15 protein-coding genes and 3 pseudogenes are annotated in these 17,140 nt (G+C 30.5%); 12 read left to right on the forward strand and 6 right to left on the reverse strand.

Annotation, left to right across the window (positions count from 1 at the left end; genetic code table 11):
- Position 1: 1 nt before the first annotated feature.
- From DZ65_RS0108085 to DZ65_RS10135, 10 genes and pseudogenes are all read left to right on the forward strand, one after another.
- Positions 2-544, forward strand: a complete 543-nt coding sequence (locus DZ65_RS0108085) for an adenine phosphoribosyltransferase (RefSeq protein ID WP_024791009.1) — start codon at positions 2-4, stop codon at positions 542-544.
- A 12-nt stretch (positions 545-556) separates the two neighbouring features.
- Positions 557-1,756 carry a tryptophan synthase subunit beta gene (trpB, locus tag DZ65_RS0108090; protein ID WP_024791010.1) on the forward strand — a complete coding sequence of 400 codons (1,200 nt, stop codon included), beginning with the start codon at positions 557-559 and terminating at the stop codon, positions 1,754-1,756.
- On the forward strand, positions 1,756-2,391 hold the full coding sequence (locus DZ65_RS0108095) for a DedA family protein (protein WP_024791011.1): 636 nt from the start codon (positions 1,756-1,758) through the stop codon (positions 2,389-2,391). The genes trpB and DZ65_RS0108095 overlap by 1 nt, the downstream gene beginning before the upstream one ends.
- Positions 2,392-3,756 (forward strand): leucyl aminopeptidase, encoded by a 1,365-nt coding sequence (locus DZ65_RS0108100; protein WP_024791525.1) that lies wholly within the window; start codon positions 2,392-2,394, stop codon positions 3,754-3,756. It begins immediately after the preceding gene.
- Between the two features lie 71 nt (positions 3,757-3,827).
- On the forward strand, positions 3,828-4,928 hold the full coding sequence (gene ychF / locus DZ65_RS0108105) for a redox-regulated ATPase YchF (RefSeq protein ID WP_024791526.1): 1,101 nt from the start codon (positions 3,828-3,830) through the stop codon (positions 4,926-4,928).
- Positions 4,925-6,097 carry a class I SAM-dependent rRNA methyltransferase gene (locus DZ65_RS0108110; protein ID WP_024791527.1) on the forward strand — a complete coding sequence of 391 codons (1,173 nt, stop codon included), beginning with the start codon at positions 4,925-4,927 and terminating at the stop codon, positions 6,095-6,097. Before ychF ends, DZ65_RS0108110 begins: the two co-directional genes overlap by 4 nt.
- Positions 6,097-6,345 (forward strand): phosphoglycerate mutase family protein, encoded by a 249-nt coding sequence (locus tag DZ65_RS0108115; RefSeq protein ID WP_024791528.1) that lies wholly within the window; start codon positions 6,097-6,099, stop codon positions 6,343-6,345. Before DZ65_RS0108110 ends, DZ65_RS0108115 begins: the two co-directional genes overlap by 1 nt.
- A pseudogene (locus DZ65_RS10130) lies at positions 6,332-7,709 on the forward strand (menaquinone biosynthesis decarboxylase); the annotation flags it as partial. The gene DZ65_RS0108115 and the pseudogene DZ65_RS10130, both read left to right, overlap by 14 nt.
- A gap of 9 nt (positions 7,710-7,718) precedes the next feature.
- Complete coding sequence (locus DZ65_RS0108125) at positions 7,719-8,075, forward strand: Crp/Fnr family transcriptional regulator (protein WP_024791529.1); 357 nt, start codon at positions 7,719-7,721, stop codon at positions 8,073-8,075.
- A 62-nt stretch (positions 8,076-8,137) separates the two neighbouring features.
- Positions 8,138-9,321 (forward strand): annotated as a pseudogene (locus DZ65_RS10135) (IS256 family transposase).
- A 298-nt stretch (positions 9,322-9,619) separates the two neighbouring features.
- On the opposite strand, the gene DZ65_RS10750 reads toward DZ65_RS10135, so the two are convergent.
- Positions 9,620-9,787, reverse strand: coding sequence for a hypothetical protein (locus DZ65_RS10750; RefSeq protein WP_156920233.1), 168 nt, complete (start codon positions 9,785-9,787; stop codon positions 9,620-9,622).
- A gap of 1,555 nt (positions 9,788-11,342) precedes the next feature.
- Between DZ65_RS10750 and DZ65_RS0108145 the strand changes: the two genes are divergently transcribed.
- Complete coding sequence (locus tag DZ65_RS0108145; protein WP_024791531.1) at positions 11,343-11,570, forward strand: helix-turn-helix domain-containing protein; 228 nt, start codon at positions 11,343-11,345, stop codon at positions 11,568-11,570.
- A gap of 517 nt (positions 11,571-12,087) precedes the next feature.
- Here DZ65_RS0108145 and DZ65_RS11545 read toward each other — a convergent pair.
- The 3 genes from DZ65_RS11545 to DZ65_RS10760 form a co-directional block, all read right to left on the reverse strand.
- The gene (locus tag DZ65_RS11545) at positions 12,088-12,255 is read right to left on the reverse strand and encodes a helix-turn-helix transcriptional regulator (RefSeq protein WP_369792326.1); all 168 of its coding nucleotides are present in this window, start codon (positions 12,253-12,255) and stop codon (positions 12,088-12,090) included.
- Positions 12,256-12,270: 15 nt separating this feature from the next.
- Positions 12,271-12,408 carry a hypothetical protein gene (locus DZ65_RS10755; protein ID WP_156920234.1) on the reverse strand — a complete coding sequence of 46 codons (138 nt, stop codon included), beginning with the start codon at positions 12,406-12,408 and terminating at the stop codon, positions 12,271-12,273.
- A 703-nt stretch (positions 12,409-13,111) separates the two neighbouring features.
- A complete protein-coding gene (locus DZ65_RS10760) occupies positions 13,112-13,276 on the reverse strand; it encodes an Arm DNA-binding domain-containing protein (protein WP_156920235.1) in 165 nt (54 codons plus the stop codon).
- Between the two features lie 398 nt (positions 13,277-13,674).
- Between DZ65_RS10760 and DZ65_RS0108160 the strand changes: the two genes are divergently transcribed.
- Positions 13,675-14,175: an Arm DNA-binding domain-containing protein gene (locus DZ65_RS0108160; protein WP_024791532.1), complete on the forward strand. Its 501-nt coding sequence runs from the start codon at positions 13,675-13,677 to the stop codon at positions 14,173-14,175.
- A gap of 316 nt (positions 14,176-14,491) precedes the next feature.
- Here DZ65_RS0108160 and DZ65_RS10140 read toward each other — a convergent pair.
- Positions 14,492-15,553: pseudogene (locus DZ65_RS10140) on the reverse strand (IS256 family transposase).
- Positions 15,554-15,598: 45 nt separating this feature from the next.
- Positions 15,599-17,092, reverse strand: coding sequence for a sigma 54-interacting transcriptional regulator (locus DZ65_RS0108170; protein ID WP_024791533.1), 1,494 nt, complete (start codon positions 17,090-17,092; stop codon positions 15,599-15,601).
- Positions 17,093-17,140 lie beyond the last annotated feature (48 nt).

Below are 17,140 nucleotides of genomic sequence, written 5' to 3' on the forward strand. Positions count from 1 at the left end.
AATGAAAAACAAACTGGCTAAAAAAGTAGAAAAATCTGTAAGAAATATTCCTGATTATCCCAAAAAAGGAATAATTTTTAAAGATATCACAACATTGCTTAATAACGGGGAACTTTTTGCCGAGGTTATCGATTACTTTGCAGATAAATATAAAGATGTCGATTTTGTATGCGGGATTGAGAGCAGAGGTTTTATTTTCGGTTCGGCAATAGCTTATGCTATTAAAAAAGGTTTTGTCCCTCTTAGAAAAAAAGGAAAACTTCCTTTTACCACTGTCAGTGAAAAATATGCATTGGAATACGGATTTGATGAAATAGAGATTCATATTGACGCTTTTAGAGAATGTCAAAATCCGAAAATTTTACTTGTTGACGATTTAATCGCAACAGGCGGAACCGCTGAAGCGGCTGTAAAACTTATTCAAAAAATCGGGGGGAAAATAGAAGCTTGTGCATTTTTAATAGAACTTGAATTCTTAGATGGGGCAAAAAGATTAAGAGAGCTTGGAGTTGAAGTGGATTCGCTTTTAAAAGTTAAAAATTAAAAAAGGAAATTAATGTATATTCCAAAACCTATATATGATCCTGATAAAGGAGGGCATTTTGACAAATTCGGAGGAAAATTCGTACCTGAGACATTAATGCCTGTTCTTGAAGAATTGGAAAATTTTTATAAGAGTGTGAGATTTGATAGAAATTTTTGGAAAGAAATGGATTATTATTACAAAGAATATATCGGGCGTCCCACAAATTTATATTATGCTGGGAATTTAAGTAAAGAGCTTAATGCAAAAATATATTTAAAAAGAGAAGATTTAAACCATACAGGTGCGCATAAAATAAACAATACCATAGGTCAGGTGTTACTTGCAAAAAAAATGGGTAAAAAGAAAGTAATTGCAGAAACGGGTGCCGGTCAGCACGGTGTTGCAACAGCAACTGCTGCGGCACTTTTCGGACTTGAATGTGATGTTTTTATGGGTGAAAAAGATGTAAAAAGACAGGAACTCAATGTTTTTAGAATGGAGCTTTTGGGTGCAAAAGTGCATCCTGTAAAAAGCGGCAGCAGAACATTAAAAGATGCTATGAATGAAGCAATAAGGTATTGGGTAAGTAATGCAAGGGATACCTTTTATGTAATAGGAACTGTTGCGGGTCCCCATCCTTATCCTATGCTTGTTAGGGATTTTCAGGCTATAATAGGATATGAAGCAAAAGCCCAGATTTTGGCAAAGGAAAACTCCCTTCCCGATTACGTAATAGCATGTATTGGGGGAGGAAGCAACGCCATGGGTGTTTTTTCGCATTTTTTGGAAGAAAAAAATGTCCAGTGTATTGGAATTGAGGCAGGGGGGCTTGGAATTGAAAGCGGAAAACACGGAGCTAGTTTAAACGCCGGAAGACCCGGAGTTTTACATGGCCAGATGAGTTATCTCCTTCAGGATGAGGAAGGACAGATTAAAGAAGCTTATTCCATTTCAGCCGGCCTTGATTACCCTGGAATCGGGCCGGAGCATGCATTTCATTATGAAGCCGGAAGAATTAAATACGATTATATAACAGACAAAGAGGCTTTGGATGCTTTTGCATGGTTAAGTCAAAAAGAGGGAATTATTCCGGCGTTTGAAAGTTCGCATGCTGTAGCTTATTTAAAAAAATTAGAGAATATAAAAGATAAAATAGTCATTATCAATCTTTCCGGCAGGGGAGATAAGGATATGATGAGTGCAAAAAAAATTTTGAAGTTTGAAATTTAATGAAAAAATTTTTAATCTTAACACTGTTTATAAGCTTTATTTGGGCTTTTGATTTACATTCCATAAAAGAATTTTTCAGTGAAGAGAATTTAATTTATCTTCTTAAACAATACGGATATATAATTTTATTTATATGGTGTATATTTGAAGGTGAAACCGGTCTTGTTATGGCAGGTGTTTTATCACATATGGGTGATATGAATCTGGAGCTTGCCATTATTGTCGCTACATTTGGGGGATTCAGCGGAGACCAGATATATTTTTATCTTGGGAGATTTAACAGAAAATGGATTTTAAAAGAGTTAACACAGCACAGAAAAAAATTTGCAAAAGCAAAACTGCTTCTTAAGAAATATGGCATCTGGGTTGTTTTTATACAAAGATTCATTTACGGGATGAGAACGATTATTCCAATGACAATAGGTATTTTGAATTATGATGCAAAGAAATTTGCTTTGGTTAATTTATTTAGTGCATTTGTCTGGGCAAGTGTTACAATAATACCAAGTTATATATTCGGCGAGGAGATTTTGGCAATTTTAAAATTCTTGAAACATCATTGGTATTTAGGTGTAGCTTTTGTAATAATATTGTTTTCATTTCTTTGGTATTTAAATAAAAAAGAGGAGGATTAAATGGAATTTATTAAAGGAAAAGGTCAAGTTAAAGCAGAAATTATTATAAACGGAACAAAAAAATTTGAAGAATATGGCTTTAATGGTAAAGACGGCGAAGTTTTGGTTTTGGCTGAAAAAAAAAGAATTTATGTCGGAATTGAAAAAATCAATGCCGAAAATATAAAAACTGCAACGGCAAGTATTATTAAATCTCTTAAAAAATATAAATTTGAAAGTGTGGAAATTACGCCTCCAAATACCAAAAAAGAAGAAATTTTAATTTCCTTTTTTGAAGGATTTATGTTAGGAGATTATGAATTTGACAAATATAAAAATGAGAAGGCAAAGCATCCGGTTAAAAAAATAGCAATTAATTCGAAAAGAGAATATGCTGATTTAATTATAGAAGCAAAAATAAGAGCAAATACAATAAATTTTGTAAGAGATGTCATTAATTCTGTTCCGGATGAAATAACTCCGCCTAAACTTGCAGCAATTGCCGAAGATGTTGCAAAAGAAAATAAACTTGAATGTAAAATTTATGATGAAAATTATTTATATGAAAACGGATATCATGCTTTTTATGCCGTAGGAAAAGCCAGCTCCAACCCTCCAAGGCTTATTCATTTAACATATAAACCGAAAAATCCTAAAAGAAAAATTGTATTAATCGGTAAGGGGTTATGTTATGACAGCGGGGGGTTAAGTTTAAAACCAGCCGATTATATGGTAACTATGAAAAGTGATAAATCAGGTGCAGTTACAGTTCTTGGAATTATAAAAGCTGTAAGTGAGCTTAAACTCGATATAGAAGTGCATGCCATCTTGGGTGCGGCTGAAAATATGATAGGAGGAAATGCTTATAAACCAGATGATGTATTAAAGGCAAAAAACTCAAAAACTATTGAAGTCAGAAATACGGATGCCGAGGGAAGACTTGTTTTGGCTGACTGTCTGTGTTACGCCGATGAGGAAATTAAAGAATATGATGAAATTTATGATTTTGCAACTCTTACAGGAGCTTGTGTCGTAGGCCTTGGAGAATATACAGCAGGTGTTATGGGCTTTAATAAAGAAAAAATAGAAAATATTATTAAAAATGCACAATTGGCCGGTGAACATTTTGCATATCTTCCGTTTAATAAATATTTGCCAAAACTGTTGAAGAGCAATATTGCCGATATTTGTAATATAGCTTCAAGCAGATACGGCGGTGCGCTTACTGCTGGAGTGTTTTTGAGTGAGTTTGTAAAAAACAAAGACAAATGGACTCATTTGGATATTGCCGGACCGGCATTTGTAGAAAAAGAGTGGGGATTTAATCCTTACGGTGCAAGCGGATTCGGGGTTGATACATTTATAAACTACTTAAAATCTCTTTGATTCTCCTTCTTATTTTTTCAAAATAAAAAATAATTAAAATAAGATATAATTTCATAAAAATTAAGGAGAAAATATATATGAAAGTTGGAATTGTCGGACTGCCTAATGTTGGAAAATCTACCACGTTTAATGCACTTACCAAAACACAAAATGCAGAAGCTCAAAACTATCCGTTTTGTACAATAGAACCTAATAAAGCTATAGTTCCTGTACCGGATGAAAGAATTGACGAGCTTGCCAAAATAGTAAATCCAAATAGAATTCAATATTCAACCATAGAATTTGTAGATATTGCAGGACTTGTCAAAGGCGCAAGTAAAGGTGAGGGTCTTGGAAACCAGTTTCTGGCAAATATTCGTGAGACAGATATAATTTTGCATATGGTCAGATGTTTTGAAAACCCTAATGTTATTCATGTGGAAAACAGCGTAGATCCCATAAGGGATGTGGAAATAATAGAACAGGAACTTTTATATGCCGATATTCAGACTCTTGAAAGAAGGATAGAAAGACTCCAAAAACAGGCAAAAGGTTCTAAAGAAGCTAAAGCCCAGCTTGAGTTAGCCGAGGAGCTTATGGAATGGCTGGCTGAGGGAAATCCGGTCAGTACTTTTCCAAAAAAAGATGAAGACGCTTTTAAAATACTTGAAAGAGAGCTCAGTTTTTTAACAAATAAAGAAATATTTTACGGGGCAAATGTTGATGAAGAGGGCTTAGCTGAGGATAATGAATATGTAAAAGCCCTGAAAGAATATGCAAATAAAAACAACAGGGAAGTAATAAAACTATGTGCGAAAATAGAAGAAGAAATGGTCGGAATGAGCGATGAGGAAAGAAAAGAATTTTTAGAGAGTATGGGGGCAAGCGAAAGCGGACTTGATCAGATTATCAAAAAAGCGTATGAAAAACTAAATTTGATAAGTTATTTTACGGCAGGAAAAATTGAAGTCAGAAGCTGGACGATTAAAAAAGGCACAAAAGCCCCTCAGGCGGCCGGAGTAATACACACAGATTTTGAAAAAGGATTTATCAGGGCCGAAGTTATAAGTTATGAGGATTTTATAAAATATAATGGTGAACAGGGCGCAAAAGAAGCCGGGGTTATGAGGCTGGAAGGGAAAGATTATATTGTAAAAGACGGTGATGTAATGCATTTTAGGTTTAATGTATGAAAGTAGAAATAAGTAAAGAGGCTTTCCAAAAATTAAAAAAAAGATTTCCATGGGTTTATAAAAACGAACTGGTAAATGTTCCCGATTGCGACAAAGGAAGTGTTGCCGATTTGATTTATAACGGAGAATATGTGGCAACTGCCTTTATAAATCCCTTGAGTAAGATCAGTGCAAGGGTTATAAGTTTTGAAAAAACACAAATTGAGAGGGAATTTTTTTATGAAAGAATTAAAAAAGCTTTAAAAAACAGGGGTGCTGATTTTAATAGTAAAAATATTATGTTAAGTTTGGAGAAAAAATTTCATTCTAATTCTCTTAGACTTATACACTCAGAAGCGGATTTTCTGCCTGGACTTATCGTAGACAAATACGGAGATAATCTTGCTGTTTCTTTTACAACTGCCGGAATGGATAATTTTAAGGGCGTTATTATTGAAATTTTAATAGATTTGTTAAATCCAAAAGGCATATATGAAAAAGGTGATAAAATAAGGCAAAAAGAGGGATTAGAAATTATAAATGAAACTCTTTTTGGAAATGTGGATGATAAATTTTTGATAATTGAAAATGATAAAAAATTTTTAACCAATTTAAAAGAAGGTCAAAAAACAGGGTTTTTTCTTGATCAGAGAAAAAACAGAAAAACAGTAGGTGAATATGGTAATAAAAAAACGCTGGATTTATTTTCCAATGCAGGTGGATTTGGAATATATGCAAACGCCCATTTTACTAAATTTGTAGAAATTTCCGCCTTGGCCTGCTCTCAGATAGAAAAAAACTGCGAATTAAATAATATTAGCAATTATGAAATAATAAAAGCCGATGTATTTAAATTTTTGGAAAATGAAAAAGAGAAATATGATTTAATAATAATTGATCCTCCGGCATTTGCAAAAAATAAAAAAGCTAAAAGAGGTGCGCTTAAAGGATGGAAATATTTAATTGTAAATTCGCTTAATATTCTTGAAAATAATGGATATTTGGCACTTTTTAGCTGTTCTAATGCCATTAATTCAAAAGATTTGTTGGATTTGGCGTTAAGTAGTAGTATAATAAACAAATGCAATTTGGAAGTTGTCGAATTTCTTAAACAGGATGTTGACCATCCGTATATTTTGAATATCCCAAATTCGCTTTATTTAACGGGAGTACTCTTAAGGAGGGTATAATGAAAAAATTTTTATTTATCAGACATTCTTTGGCGATGGAAAAGTATGAGTTTAGAGGACATGACTTTGACAGGCCGCTGATAGAAAAAGGAAAAATCAGGGCAAAAGAATTTTTTAAGGCCGTTAAAAACATTTATCCTGTAATAAATTTTATAATTACTTCAAAAGCAACACGTGCAAAAGAAACTGCCGAAATTTTAAAAGAATTTTATCCTAATGCTGAATTTAGAAGCGGTAAACTTGAATGATTTGCCGATTTTAAAAACCTGGCCTCTTGACGGCGGTAAATTTATAACAATGGGGCAGGTTTATACAAAAAGTATTGACGGAGAGAGCAGAAATGTCGGAATGTACAGACTTCAGATATATGATAATAAAAGACTTGGACTTCACTGGCAGATTCATAAAGACAGCGCACATCTGTTTTGGGAATATAAAAAAGCGGGGCTTAAAATGCCTGTAAGTATTGCAATAGGGGGAGACCCTCTTTATACATGGTGCGCAACGGCCCCAATGCCGCCCGGGATATTTGAACTTATGCTCTATGGATTTATAAGAAGAGAAAATCCAAAACTTGTGAAATGCATAAGCAATGATTTGGAAGTGCCCTCAGATGCGGATATAGTAATTGAAGGATGGTGTAATCCGAATGAAATGGAAATTGAAGGTATGTTTGGAGACCATACCGGGTATTATACGCTTAAAAAGCCTTTTCCTGTTATGAATGTAGAGGTTATTACTACAAAAAAAGACCCTGTATATTATGCTACAGTTGTTGGTAAACCCCCTTTGGAAGACAAATATATGGGGTATGCAACCGAGAGGATTTTTCTGCCTCTTATAAAAACTACGGCACCTGATTTAATTGATTATGCAATGCCTGAAAACGGAGTTTTTCATAATCTGATTTTGGCAAAAATTGCTCCAAGATACCCGGGACATTCTCTTCAAATAATGCACTCTTTATGGGGAACGGGACAGATGAGTTTTGTGAAACATGCCGTTTTTGTGGGGGATGGGGCACCGGCGCTTAGGGATTATAAAAATTTAACCCGTTATATTTTAAATAATTTTGATAAAGAAAAAATTTTAATTTCAAAAGGAATAGTTGATGAGCTTGACCATTCAAGCATTGAAGAACTGGTCGGCGGAAAACTTGGAATAGACGCCACAGGAAAAATGGAAAATGGAAAATGGAAAATTGAATATTTTAAGCGATGAAGAATTATTAGAAAAATTAAAAGAAATTGAACCTTTAATTGAAGAAGTTAAACAATATTTTACTGATACGAAAAACCCCATTTGTGTTATTAAGTTTAAAAAAGAAAAAATAAAAAATAATTTAAGAATAGTTGTATTTACTGATACAAATGAAATAGATAATCCTTATATGCTTGTGTGGAGGGTGACAAACAATATTGACGCTTTGCGTGATGTCTGGATAGATGAAATAATAGGAATTGACGTGACAAATAAAAATAAGCTTGACGGATTTAAACGTGAATGGCCGCCAGATGTTGATGTGGATCAAAAAGTTATAGAAAAGTTACAAAAATTAGGATTGATTGAGGGAATTAGTGAAGAAGAACTTAGAAAATACCAGATAACATAAAGGCAGGAGATGAATTTCAAAGAGATATTTTTATTTAAAAATTTAGATGATAAAGATATTAATGAAATTAAGAATTTTATTATTGTAAAAAACCTTAAAAAAGAAGATATAGTTTTTTATGAAAAAGAAGAACCTCATTATTTACATCTTTTAATAGAAGGAATTGCAAGAGTGTATAAGGTTGACAATAAAGGAAACGAACTTATTATTCATAAGTTTTTTGCACCTTCACTTATAGCGGAACTTGCAAATTTTGAAAAAATACCATATCCTGCTAATTGTGCAATGGAAAGTGATGGAATTATATTAAAAATAGAATTTGAAAAATTTAAAAAATTTTTAAAAAAAGGAGATGTCAATTGGTAAAAAAGGGACTGTTATAAATTCCGTGTCAGTCAAGGTAAAATACTAAAAATGAAAGGACTGACATGGAGAAATTTAATTTTGACAAAGCAGTAAAAGATTTATTAGCAGGTAAAAAGATAGGTGGGAAAGATGGAGTATTAGCTCCATTAATTAAAGAATTAGTAGAAGCTGCACTTGAAGCAGAGATTGAATCTCATATTGCAGATGAAGTTTTACAAGGTAAAAGAAATAGAAGAAACGGTTACAACAGGAAAACAGTTAAATCAACATCAGGAGAATTTGAACTTGCTACCCCAAGAGATAGAGAAGGTAGATTTGAGCCTCAAATAGTAAAAAAACATCAAACAACAATAAAAATAGAAGAGAAGATATTATCATTATATGCACTTGGAATGAGCTACAAAGATATAAAATCACATATTGAAGAGCTTTATCAAATTTCTATTTCATCCTCTACAATAAATACAATAACAGATAAAATCATACCAAAAATCAAAGAGTGGCAATCAAGACCTTTAGAGAGTATATATCCATTTGTATTTATGGATGCAATTCATTATAAAATTAAAGAAGATGGGAAATATGTAAATAAAGCGGTTTATACAATTTTAGGTATCAATATTCAAGGTAAAAAAGAAATTTTAGGACTTTATTTAAGTGAAAGTGAAGGAGCAAATTTGATTTAAACAACAGAGGAGTAAAAGATATACTTATTGCAAGTGTAGATGGACTTAAAGGATTTCCAGAAGCCATTAATTCAATATTTCCAAAAACAGAGGTTCAGTTATGTATAATTCATCAGATTAGAAATTCTTTAAAATATGTAGCTTCTAAAGATAAAAAAGAGTTTATGAAAGATTTAAAAAAAGTATATCAGGCAATAAACAAAGAACAAGCCGAAAGTGAACTTGATAGACTTGAAGAAAAATGGGGGAATAAGTATCCTATAGTCATTAAATCCTGGAGAAACAAGTGGAATAATTTATCTAATTATTTTAAATATCCTCAAGATATAAAAAAAGTTATATACACAACTAATATTATTGAATCGGTTCATAGACAATTCAGAAAACTTACTAAAACTAAAGGTGCTTTTCCTAATGAAAATAGCTTACTCAAACTCTTATATATGGGTATACAAAATGCAGAGAAAAAATGGACTATGCCTATTAAAAACTGGAATCTTACACTCTCTCAACTGGCAATTTTCTTTGAGGGAAGACTGGATGATGCTTTAAACTTATGATATAATCTCCTCAGTTGACACGGAATTTTGAACGGTCTCTTAAAAATTGGACTTTAACTTTATCTCAACTTGCTATTTTCTTTGAAGGTAGATTAGATGATGCTTTAAACTTATGATATAATCTCCTCAGTTGACACGGAATTTTGAACGGTCTCGAAATAAAAGATTTATGGCCTAAAAACTAAAAACTCTTCTTTAAGCCATTCAAAAATATTACTATTTTGGTTTAAAGATTTTTCTAATTCTTTTTCATTTTTAAAATCAGTATTTACATCTTTGTTTTTTATTTGCAAATGGTTTAGATAATTGATAAAGAAATAAATATTGCAAATCTAATTGTAAGCCTTAATTTTGCAATTTTTGTTTTAACCTTTGGTAATGTAGGAGTTAAGCAATATCTATCTGAAATATGCTTATTTAAAAGTTCAAATTCTTCAGCCCTAAGTTCACTAGGAGTAGGAAGCATTATTACCTGTTTTGAAGCATTAGGATAAAATTCTTTTAGAATTAATATTTGGTTTTCCTAAATATTCACTTACTCCCCAAATTAAAGAAGTGGCAATAATTTGTTTTTGCCCAGAAGATGCTGAGAGGACTGATAGTTTTTCATTGTTTTCATTTGAAATTTCTCATTTATTAATTTTTGAAGTCTTGGTCTTTTTTTTGATTTAAGAGATAATTTTATTTCTTTTAATACATTTATACATTTTAGAGATTTGTTTTATCTCTCTTTTTATATTTATCAATTTTTCTTTGCTGTTAAAAAGGTCATTTTCTAAGTTTTTTATATCATTTTCTAATTGGAATATCTCTTTTTGAATATTATAAATTTCTTCAAATAGGTCAGTATTTGATGCTTTTGATTAATCTATTTTTTCAAAATCTAATAAAGGCAAAATATTGCTACTACTAATAAAACCCTTTTTCTCTTTTAAAAACACTTCATCAAAAATCTTTACAATTTCATTGTATCTTTATTAATTCCTATTTTTTCTAAAAGAGGAGTTTTTAAAAGGTTTCTTTTAACAATTTATATCTCTTTTCGAGACTTTCTATTATTTGTTTTAAGTTTTCTTTTTCGTTTTCTAATTCGTTAAGTTTTTGTAGAGTGTTTTCATCTAAAGATTTTTTAAATATATTTTTTTAATAAATTTTTTAAATCTTGAATTGTTTGGTCATATATTTCATCAATTTTAAAATTGGTCTTTTTTTGTAGTAATGATATATATTTGTTACCAATTTTAAGTAATATTCTTAATTAACATCTATTTTACCTTTAGCAAAGCTTGTTATTACTTCATCTAAATGTTTATATATATTTTTTCTAATTAATCCTTTTGCGTAGCTTATTTATAAAGCTTGGAGTTAGATTATGTTTAAATGCCAACTCTTTTTCATCATCTTCTAATGCGTTAAAGGAGTAATAATTAATATCTCTTCCAAAATTTTTAGCTATTTCAATAGCATATTTGAATTAATTCTTCATTGATTTTCTATTTCAAGTAAATTTTGCAGCAATTCTCTTCGGCTTCATCCATTCTTCTGTATCAAGCATATTTTCCATTGATTTGTCTTTATTTACTACTGTACATACCCAACATCCAAATCTTGTTTTGCCACAGCTTGGGTCTTGTGGATTTTAGTTTCATCATGTCCTCGTGTGTCCAAAAAGTCCAAACTTCCTCATTTTTCCATTCTTTTATAGGAGAAAAAGTAAAAGCATTTGGAACACTATTGTGTTTAGTAAAACCTATGAAATTTAATTCTCTTTTTTCTGTGCTAAAGAAGTTAAATATTTTGTTGCTGGTTTTATTTTTAGTCTTTCTGTACACCATCTAAATGAGGTATTTGGTGCTGGATATCCTTTTCCAAGTAAATTTTAATATTTTTATTTCACTCAAGAAGCATTTCTATTGTAAGATGCAATACTGTAGTAGAATCTTTTCCACCAGAAAACGTAACAACCCATGGACGTGAATTATTTTTTTTGTTTTTTTTAAAAAAGATTAAAAAGGTAATATTTGAAAGAAGTATATAAAAAAATTGGTGAAAATGTAAAAAAAATTAGAGAAAGTAAAAACATTACTCAGCTACAATTAGCTGAAATGATAGGACATAAATCTACGACTATTATAGCTCAAGGTGAGTTAGGTGGTAAAAAGCATTTTAATATAGAACATCTCTATAAAATCCTCATTATTGTGAAGATGATAAATATTTTGTATCACATTCCTAAAAGAAATATTTGATTTGTTATTCAAAAGTTCAAATAAAAAACTATTTATAAATGGTGAAAATTTTATAATATTCGTTGAAAAATACTGAGACAAATTTGGATTAGTTAATCTAAAAAATAACTCTTGCATATTTTGTAGTATAGTATCATTTATTCTTCCAAATTATAAAAATGTTTTTTAAATAAAGAAGGTTGAATATTTGCAATTATTCCGATTCCAAAGTTTTTTATATGTAATGTCGAATCTTTTAAAGAGATTTTCTTCTCTATTTTGATTATATTTATTCTCTGCTTCTATTAAAAATTTTGTATAATATCGTATTAAAGGACTTTTCCCCGAACCAGGCTCAGCTATTGGACTAATAACTTATTATTAATAGCATTTGCTAAAAATAATATTGAAACCGCTGCAACTTCTTCTTTAGTTTTATTGAGGATGTAAGACACATTGGATAAGTAACTTTTAAGAATCGAAAGAAGGGAAAAAATAATCGCTTTTAGTTGTTTCAAATTTAATTTTATTCATTTGTCTATCCTTTTATGTAATAATTTATCCATTCTTCCACTTTTTCCTCTACCCACCTACTACTACGTCCAAACTTAATTGGTGAAGGAAAATTTTTAGTTTTAATAATATTGTAAATAATACTGTTTCTTACTTTTTTTGAAAAAAAAATTGTAAGATAAAACAAAGTCAATAAAATATGATAATGTTAATACAAAAATCCGAATAGCCCTACTATATAAGCATATTCTAAATTTTTTATCTGTTTTTTTGTTTTATTTTTACCACCAATCTCAAAAGTATATTCATTTACTACAAAATCACCTTTACTTTTTGGCAAATCCATTTTTATTCTATTAGTTTTTTGAATTTTCTAATTGTTGTAAATTTTATGTTAGATATTGCAGGAATATCAACTTCTAAAACTACATTTATAGTCTCTTTTAATTTCAAAAGATATGAAACTTTATCTTCATTTTGAAAATAAAAAGGATAATAGCCGATTTCTAAATATTCCTTAAAAGATTTTTACAATTTCATTGGGTGTAATGTTTGTTTTATTTTACTTCTTTTATAAGCATTCTTCTACTTAAATATAATTTTATTGATAAACTTCAATACCACATTTATGCTCCTCTATACATTCAGCAGCAATAGTTCTAAAAGAACTTCTCCAACCATGAGGACTATGAATATCTTTATATCCTATTTTTTTGTATTTATCGGATAAAAAATTTTCACTAATTGGCTTATTAGTTTTACTTGAAATAAATACAAACTCCTTATCTCCACTTAACTAAAATTGCAATTAAAGTGTAGCTTTCATTACTTCTTTTGGATAGATAATAAGTTTTTTCTCCCAATTAATATATTCCCATCTAAGATTACGGATATTTCCATTACGGATCTAATAAAGCAGAGATGTGCTGTTCTTTGTTTTTTCATTGCTAAATAATCTCTCTTTTTCTAACTCTTTTTGTTTTTTCCATTTTTGTAAGTCTATTCCTTTTTGTACTAAACTCTTTAACTCTATTGCCTTTTTTCTTGCTTCAGGGTTTATGAGTTTTCCATTCTTTTAATTTATATCTTAATCTCCAAACTTTTTTAGTTTTTTCGACAACTAAATATAAACCATTACCATCAGAATACCAATTTTTATATCTACTTTCAGGAATATATTTTAGGCTCCTAATCTTTGTGTCAGTAAGAGACATTATTTTCCTTTAAAAAGGGGTTTGTATACATAATTGTATACATATTTTTAATAGAAGTCAATAAAATTTTATAAACTTTCATAGACAATCGTTTAATGAAATCCCCTAAATATAGAAGTTATGAGAACTTTACTATAAACTAAATATTGGTGCATCTCTCCCGCACCATTTACTACTTTTAAAACAATTTAATCTCAGACACTTTATGTTAAACATCCCGAAAATACGTTATTCTGTTAAACGTTAAACATTAAAACTCCCACAAAATCTTTGTTGTTATTTAAAAAAATTTGTCCCCAGAGTTGTCCCTCCTTTTTGCCTAAATTTCGGGGATTTTAGCGTTTGCTATCCCCTCAAAAAAAATTGTATAAAATTTCTGGGGCAAAAACAATGCGATTTTGGGGACAAATCTGGGGACAAAAAAGATTACAGCCGTTGTTATTAAAAACCTTAAGCCGACAGGCAAAGAAGAATGGATTAGAATTGAAGAAGGATTATATTTGCGCATAAGAAAAACAGGTAAAAAGTATTTTGTTAGCAGATATACCTTTTTAGGTAAAAACAGAAAAATTACATTGGGAGAGTATCCTGTGTTAAAGCTTATGCAGGCAAGAAAAATGAATTTGGAAATTAGAGAAAAAATTGCAAGTGGAATTGATCCTTTACAGGAAAAACAAAAAGAAAAACAAGAACAAATTGAAGCTGAAAAACTTGCAATTGAAGAAAACTTAAATAAGCACAAATTTAAAGACATTGCGATAGAATGGTTGGAATTTAAAGAACAAAACATTGCAGACGTTACTTATTTTAAATTGTTAAGAAGAGTAGAAAATTATTTACTGCCTTTTCTTGGAGACAATTACAAAAAAAGACATTATAGACACAATAAAAAAATTTAAACAGGTTAGAACGCAAAACAATACTAAAAAGACAACTAAACATTATGTGTGATGATTACAGAAGGCAGGGGTAAATGAATTTCTCAATAAGCCTATTAATACTGCCGAAATTATTATAAGGTTAAAAAACAGTATAAAAATGATTAAATGTAATAAATTATCAAACCATTTGCATACTAAAAGGAGACCGTTCATAATTCCGTGTCAGCTGAAGAAATTATATCATAACTTTAAAGCATCATCCAATCTTCCCTCAAAGAAAATTGCCAGCTGAGAGGAGACCGTTCATAATTCCGTGTCAGCTGGGGAAATTATATCATAAGTTTAAAGCATCATCCAATCTTCCCTCAAAGAAAATTGCCAGTTGAGAGAGTGTAAGATTCCAGTTTTTAATAGGCATAGTCCATTTTTTCCTGTATTCTGAATACCCATATATAAGAGTTTGAGTAAGCTATTTTCATTAGGAAAAGCACCTTTGGTTTTAGTAAGTTTTCTGAATTGTCTATGAACCGATTCAATAATATTGGTTGTATAAATTACTTTTCTTATAGGTTTTGGATATTTAAAATAATTAGATAAATTATTCCACTTGTTTCTCCAGGATTTAATGACTATAGGATACTTATTCCCCCATTTTTCTTCAAGTCTATCAAGTTCACTTTCGGCTTGTTCTTTATTTACAGCCTGATATACCTTTTTTAAATCTTTCATAAACTCTTTTTTATCTTTAGAAGCTACATATTTTAATGAATTCCTAATCTGATGAATTATACATAACTGAACCTCTGTATTTGGATATATAGCGTTAATGGCTTCTGGAAATCCTTTAAGTCCATCTACACTTGCAATAAGTATATCTTTTACTCCTCTGTTATTTAAATCTGTTAAAACCTGAAGCCAGAAATTTGCTCCTTCACTTTCACTTAAATAAAGTCCTAAAATTTCTTTTTTTCCTCTTATATTAATTCCCAATATAGTATAAACCGCTTTATTTACATATTTCCCATCTTCTTTAATTTTATAATGAATTGCATCCATAAATACAAATGGATATATACTCTCTAAAGGCCTTGATTGCCACTCTTTGATTTTTGGTATTATTTTATCCGTTATTGCATTTATTGTAGCTGATGAAATAGAAATTTGATAAAGCTCTTCAATATGTGATTTTATATCTTTATAGCTCATTCCAAGTGCATATAATGATAATATCTTCTCTTCTATTTCATCACTTATTGTTGTTTGATGTTTCAATCTCTGCTTCAAGTGCAGCTTCTACCAATTCTTTAATTAATGGAGCTAATACTCCATCTTTCCCACCTATCTTTTTACCTGCTAATAAATCTTTTACTGCTTTGTCAAAATTAAATTTCTCCATGTCAGTCCTTTCATTTTTAGTATTTTACCTTGACTGACACGGAATTTATAACAGTCCCGTTTTAATCAACGCTTTTGTAATAGCCTCTTTTTCAATCTCCTGTAATTGCTTTTTTGTGGGCACTTTTTGGGTTGTGTCGATTTCTGCTTCTTTTTTACCATACACTTTTTGGAAACTATAAGGAAGTACAAAATCAAGCATTTCCGGTTTAATTTCTCCGGCAGGGCAAATCAGCACTATCCTTTCGACAATATTTTGAAGTTCTCTTATATTCCCGGGCCACGGATACTGAATGAGCAGTTCCATGGCTTCCTTGCTTAAATACATATTTTTATCATTTTCTTTCATAAATTTATTTAAATAAAAATTTATAATCAAAGGAACATCTTCGTATCTTTCCCTAAGAGGGGGAAGATTAACAGGAATGACATTCAGTCTATAATATAAATCTTTTCTAAATTCCCCTTTTTCTACCATTTGTTCTAAATTTCTATTTGTTGCGGCTATAAGTCTTACATCTGTTTTAATAGTTTTAACACCTCCCACACGCTCAAATTCCTGTTCCTGTAAAACCCTCAGAAGTTTTACCTGCATATTTGGTGAAATGTCTCCTATTTCATCAAGAAATAGCGTTCCTCCGTTGGCCAGTTCGAAACGTCCTTTTTTTGTTTCCTTTGCATCGGTAAAAGCACCTTTTTCATGTCCGAAAAGTTCGGATTCAAGAAGTGTTTCACTGATGGCCGCACAGTTTAATTTGATTAAAGGGCCGTTTTTTCTTCTGCTTAAATTGTGTATTGCGGTGGCAATTAATTCTTTTCCTGTTCCGGTTTCCCCCCTGATAAGAACGGTTGCATCACTTGGGGCGATTTTTTCAACTAAATTAAAAATTTTTTTCATTTTTGTGCTTTTTGCAATTATATTTTCAAACCTGTATTCTTTAAATGATTCATTTTCATAATAATTTTTTAATTCTTTTAATTCCTCTTTTTCCTTCTCGATTTTTTTTCTGTAATTTAGTGCACTGATGGAAAGTGAGCCGAATATTGTAAGCATTGATATAATTTCTTCAAAATTTACCTTGCTTTCTTTTGAGAGATTGGCTGAAACCACGCCTAATAATTTATTTTGTTTTATAATGGGAACCGCCACATATGAAATAATTGATGTGTTTCTTGTGCCAAGTTTATTTAAATAAAGGATATTGTTGTGGATATTTTCTATTACAACGGGTTCTTTTGCTTTTGCCGCAAGCCCTGTTGCGCCTTCTCCTAATTTGTAAATAGCTAATTTTTTCTGTTGGGATGTAAGGCCAACAGATGCAAACAAAGAGAGATAATTGTTCTCCTCTTCATAAACAAAAAGGGCTCCTCTTTCAAAATATTGCTCATTTTTTAGTAAATTTAGACTTTTTTCAATACTTTTTCCAATATCTTCATAACTGTTTAATAAATTAGATATTTCATATAAGAGTTTCAGATGTTTGTATGAGTTTAAAGCCTTGCAGTTTTTACATTTTTCTAAAGAAAAGTCATCAGGCATCCATATCCTTTGTCTAAAGATTTTAAAGATATAATAACATAAAAATGT

The sequence above is a fragment of the Lebetimonas sp. JS032 genome, from assembly GCF_000523315.1.
GTDB lineage: Bacteria > Campylobacterota > Campylobacteria > Campylobacterales > Nautiliaceae > Lebetimonas.

What these genes read in the sequence shown, in the direction of transcription:
- DZ65_RS0108085 (WP_024791009.1), top strand. Translation starts at nt 2, where the DNA reads ATGAAAAACAAACTGGCTAAAAAAGTAGAAAAATCTGTAAGAAATATT.
- trpB (WP_024791010.1), top strand. Translation starts at nt 557, where the DNA reads ATGTATATTCCAAAACCTATATATGATCCTGATAAAGGAGGGCATTTT.
- DZ65_RS0108095 (WP_024791011.1), top strand. Translation starts at nt 1,756, where the DNA reads ATGAAAAAATTTTTAATCTTAACACTGTTTATAAGCTTTATTTGGGCT.
- DZ65_RS0108100 (WP_024791525.1), top strand. Translation starts at nt 2,392, where the DNA reads ATGGAATTTATTAAAGGAAAAGGTCAAGTTAAAGCAGAAATTATTATA.
- DZ65_RS0108110 (WP_024791527.1), top strand. Translation starts at nt 4,925, where the DNA reads ATGAAAGTAGAAATAAGTAAAGAGGCTTTCCAAAAATTAAAAAAAAGA.
- DZ65_RS0108115 (WP_024791528.1), top strand. Translation starts at nt 6,097, where the DNA reads ATGAAAAAATTTTTATTTATCAGACATTCTTTGGCGATGGAAAAGTAT.
- DZ65_RS0108125 (WP_024791529.1), top strand. Translation starts at nt 7,719, where the DNA reads ATGAATTTCAAAGAGATATTTTTATTTAAAAATTTAGATGATAAAGAT.
- DZ65_RS10750 (WP_156920233.1), bottom strand. Translation starts at nt 9,787, where the DNA reads ATGCTTCCTACTCCTAGTGAACTTAGGGCTGAAGAATTTGAACTTTTA.
- DZ65_RS10755 (WP_156920234.1), bottom strand. Translation starts at nt 12,408, where the DNA reads ATGGATTTGCCAAAAAGTAAAGGTGATTTTGTAGTAAATGAATATACT.
- DZ65_RS10760 (WP_156920235.1), bottom strand. Translation starts at nt 13,276, where the DNA reads ATGTCTCTTACTGACACAAAGATTAGGAGCCTAAAATATATTCCTGAA.
- DZ65_RS0108170 (WP_024791533.1), bottom strand. Translation starts at nt 17,092, where the DNA reads ATGCCTGATGACTTTTCTTTAGAAAAATGTAAAAACTGCAAGGCTTTA.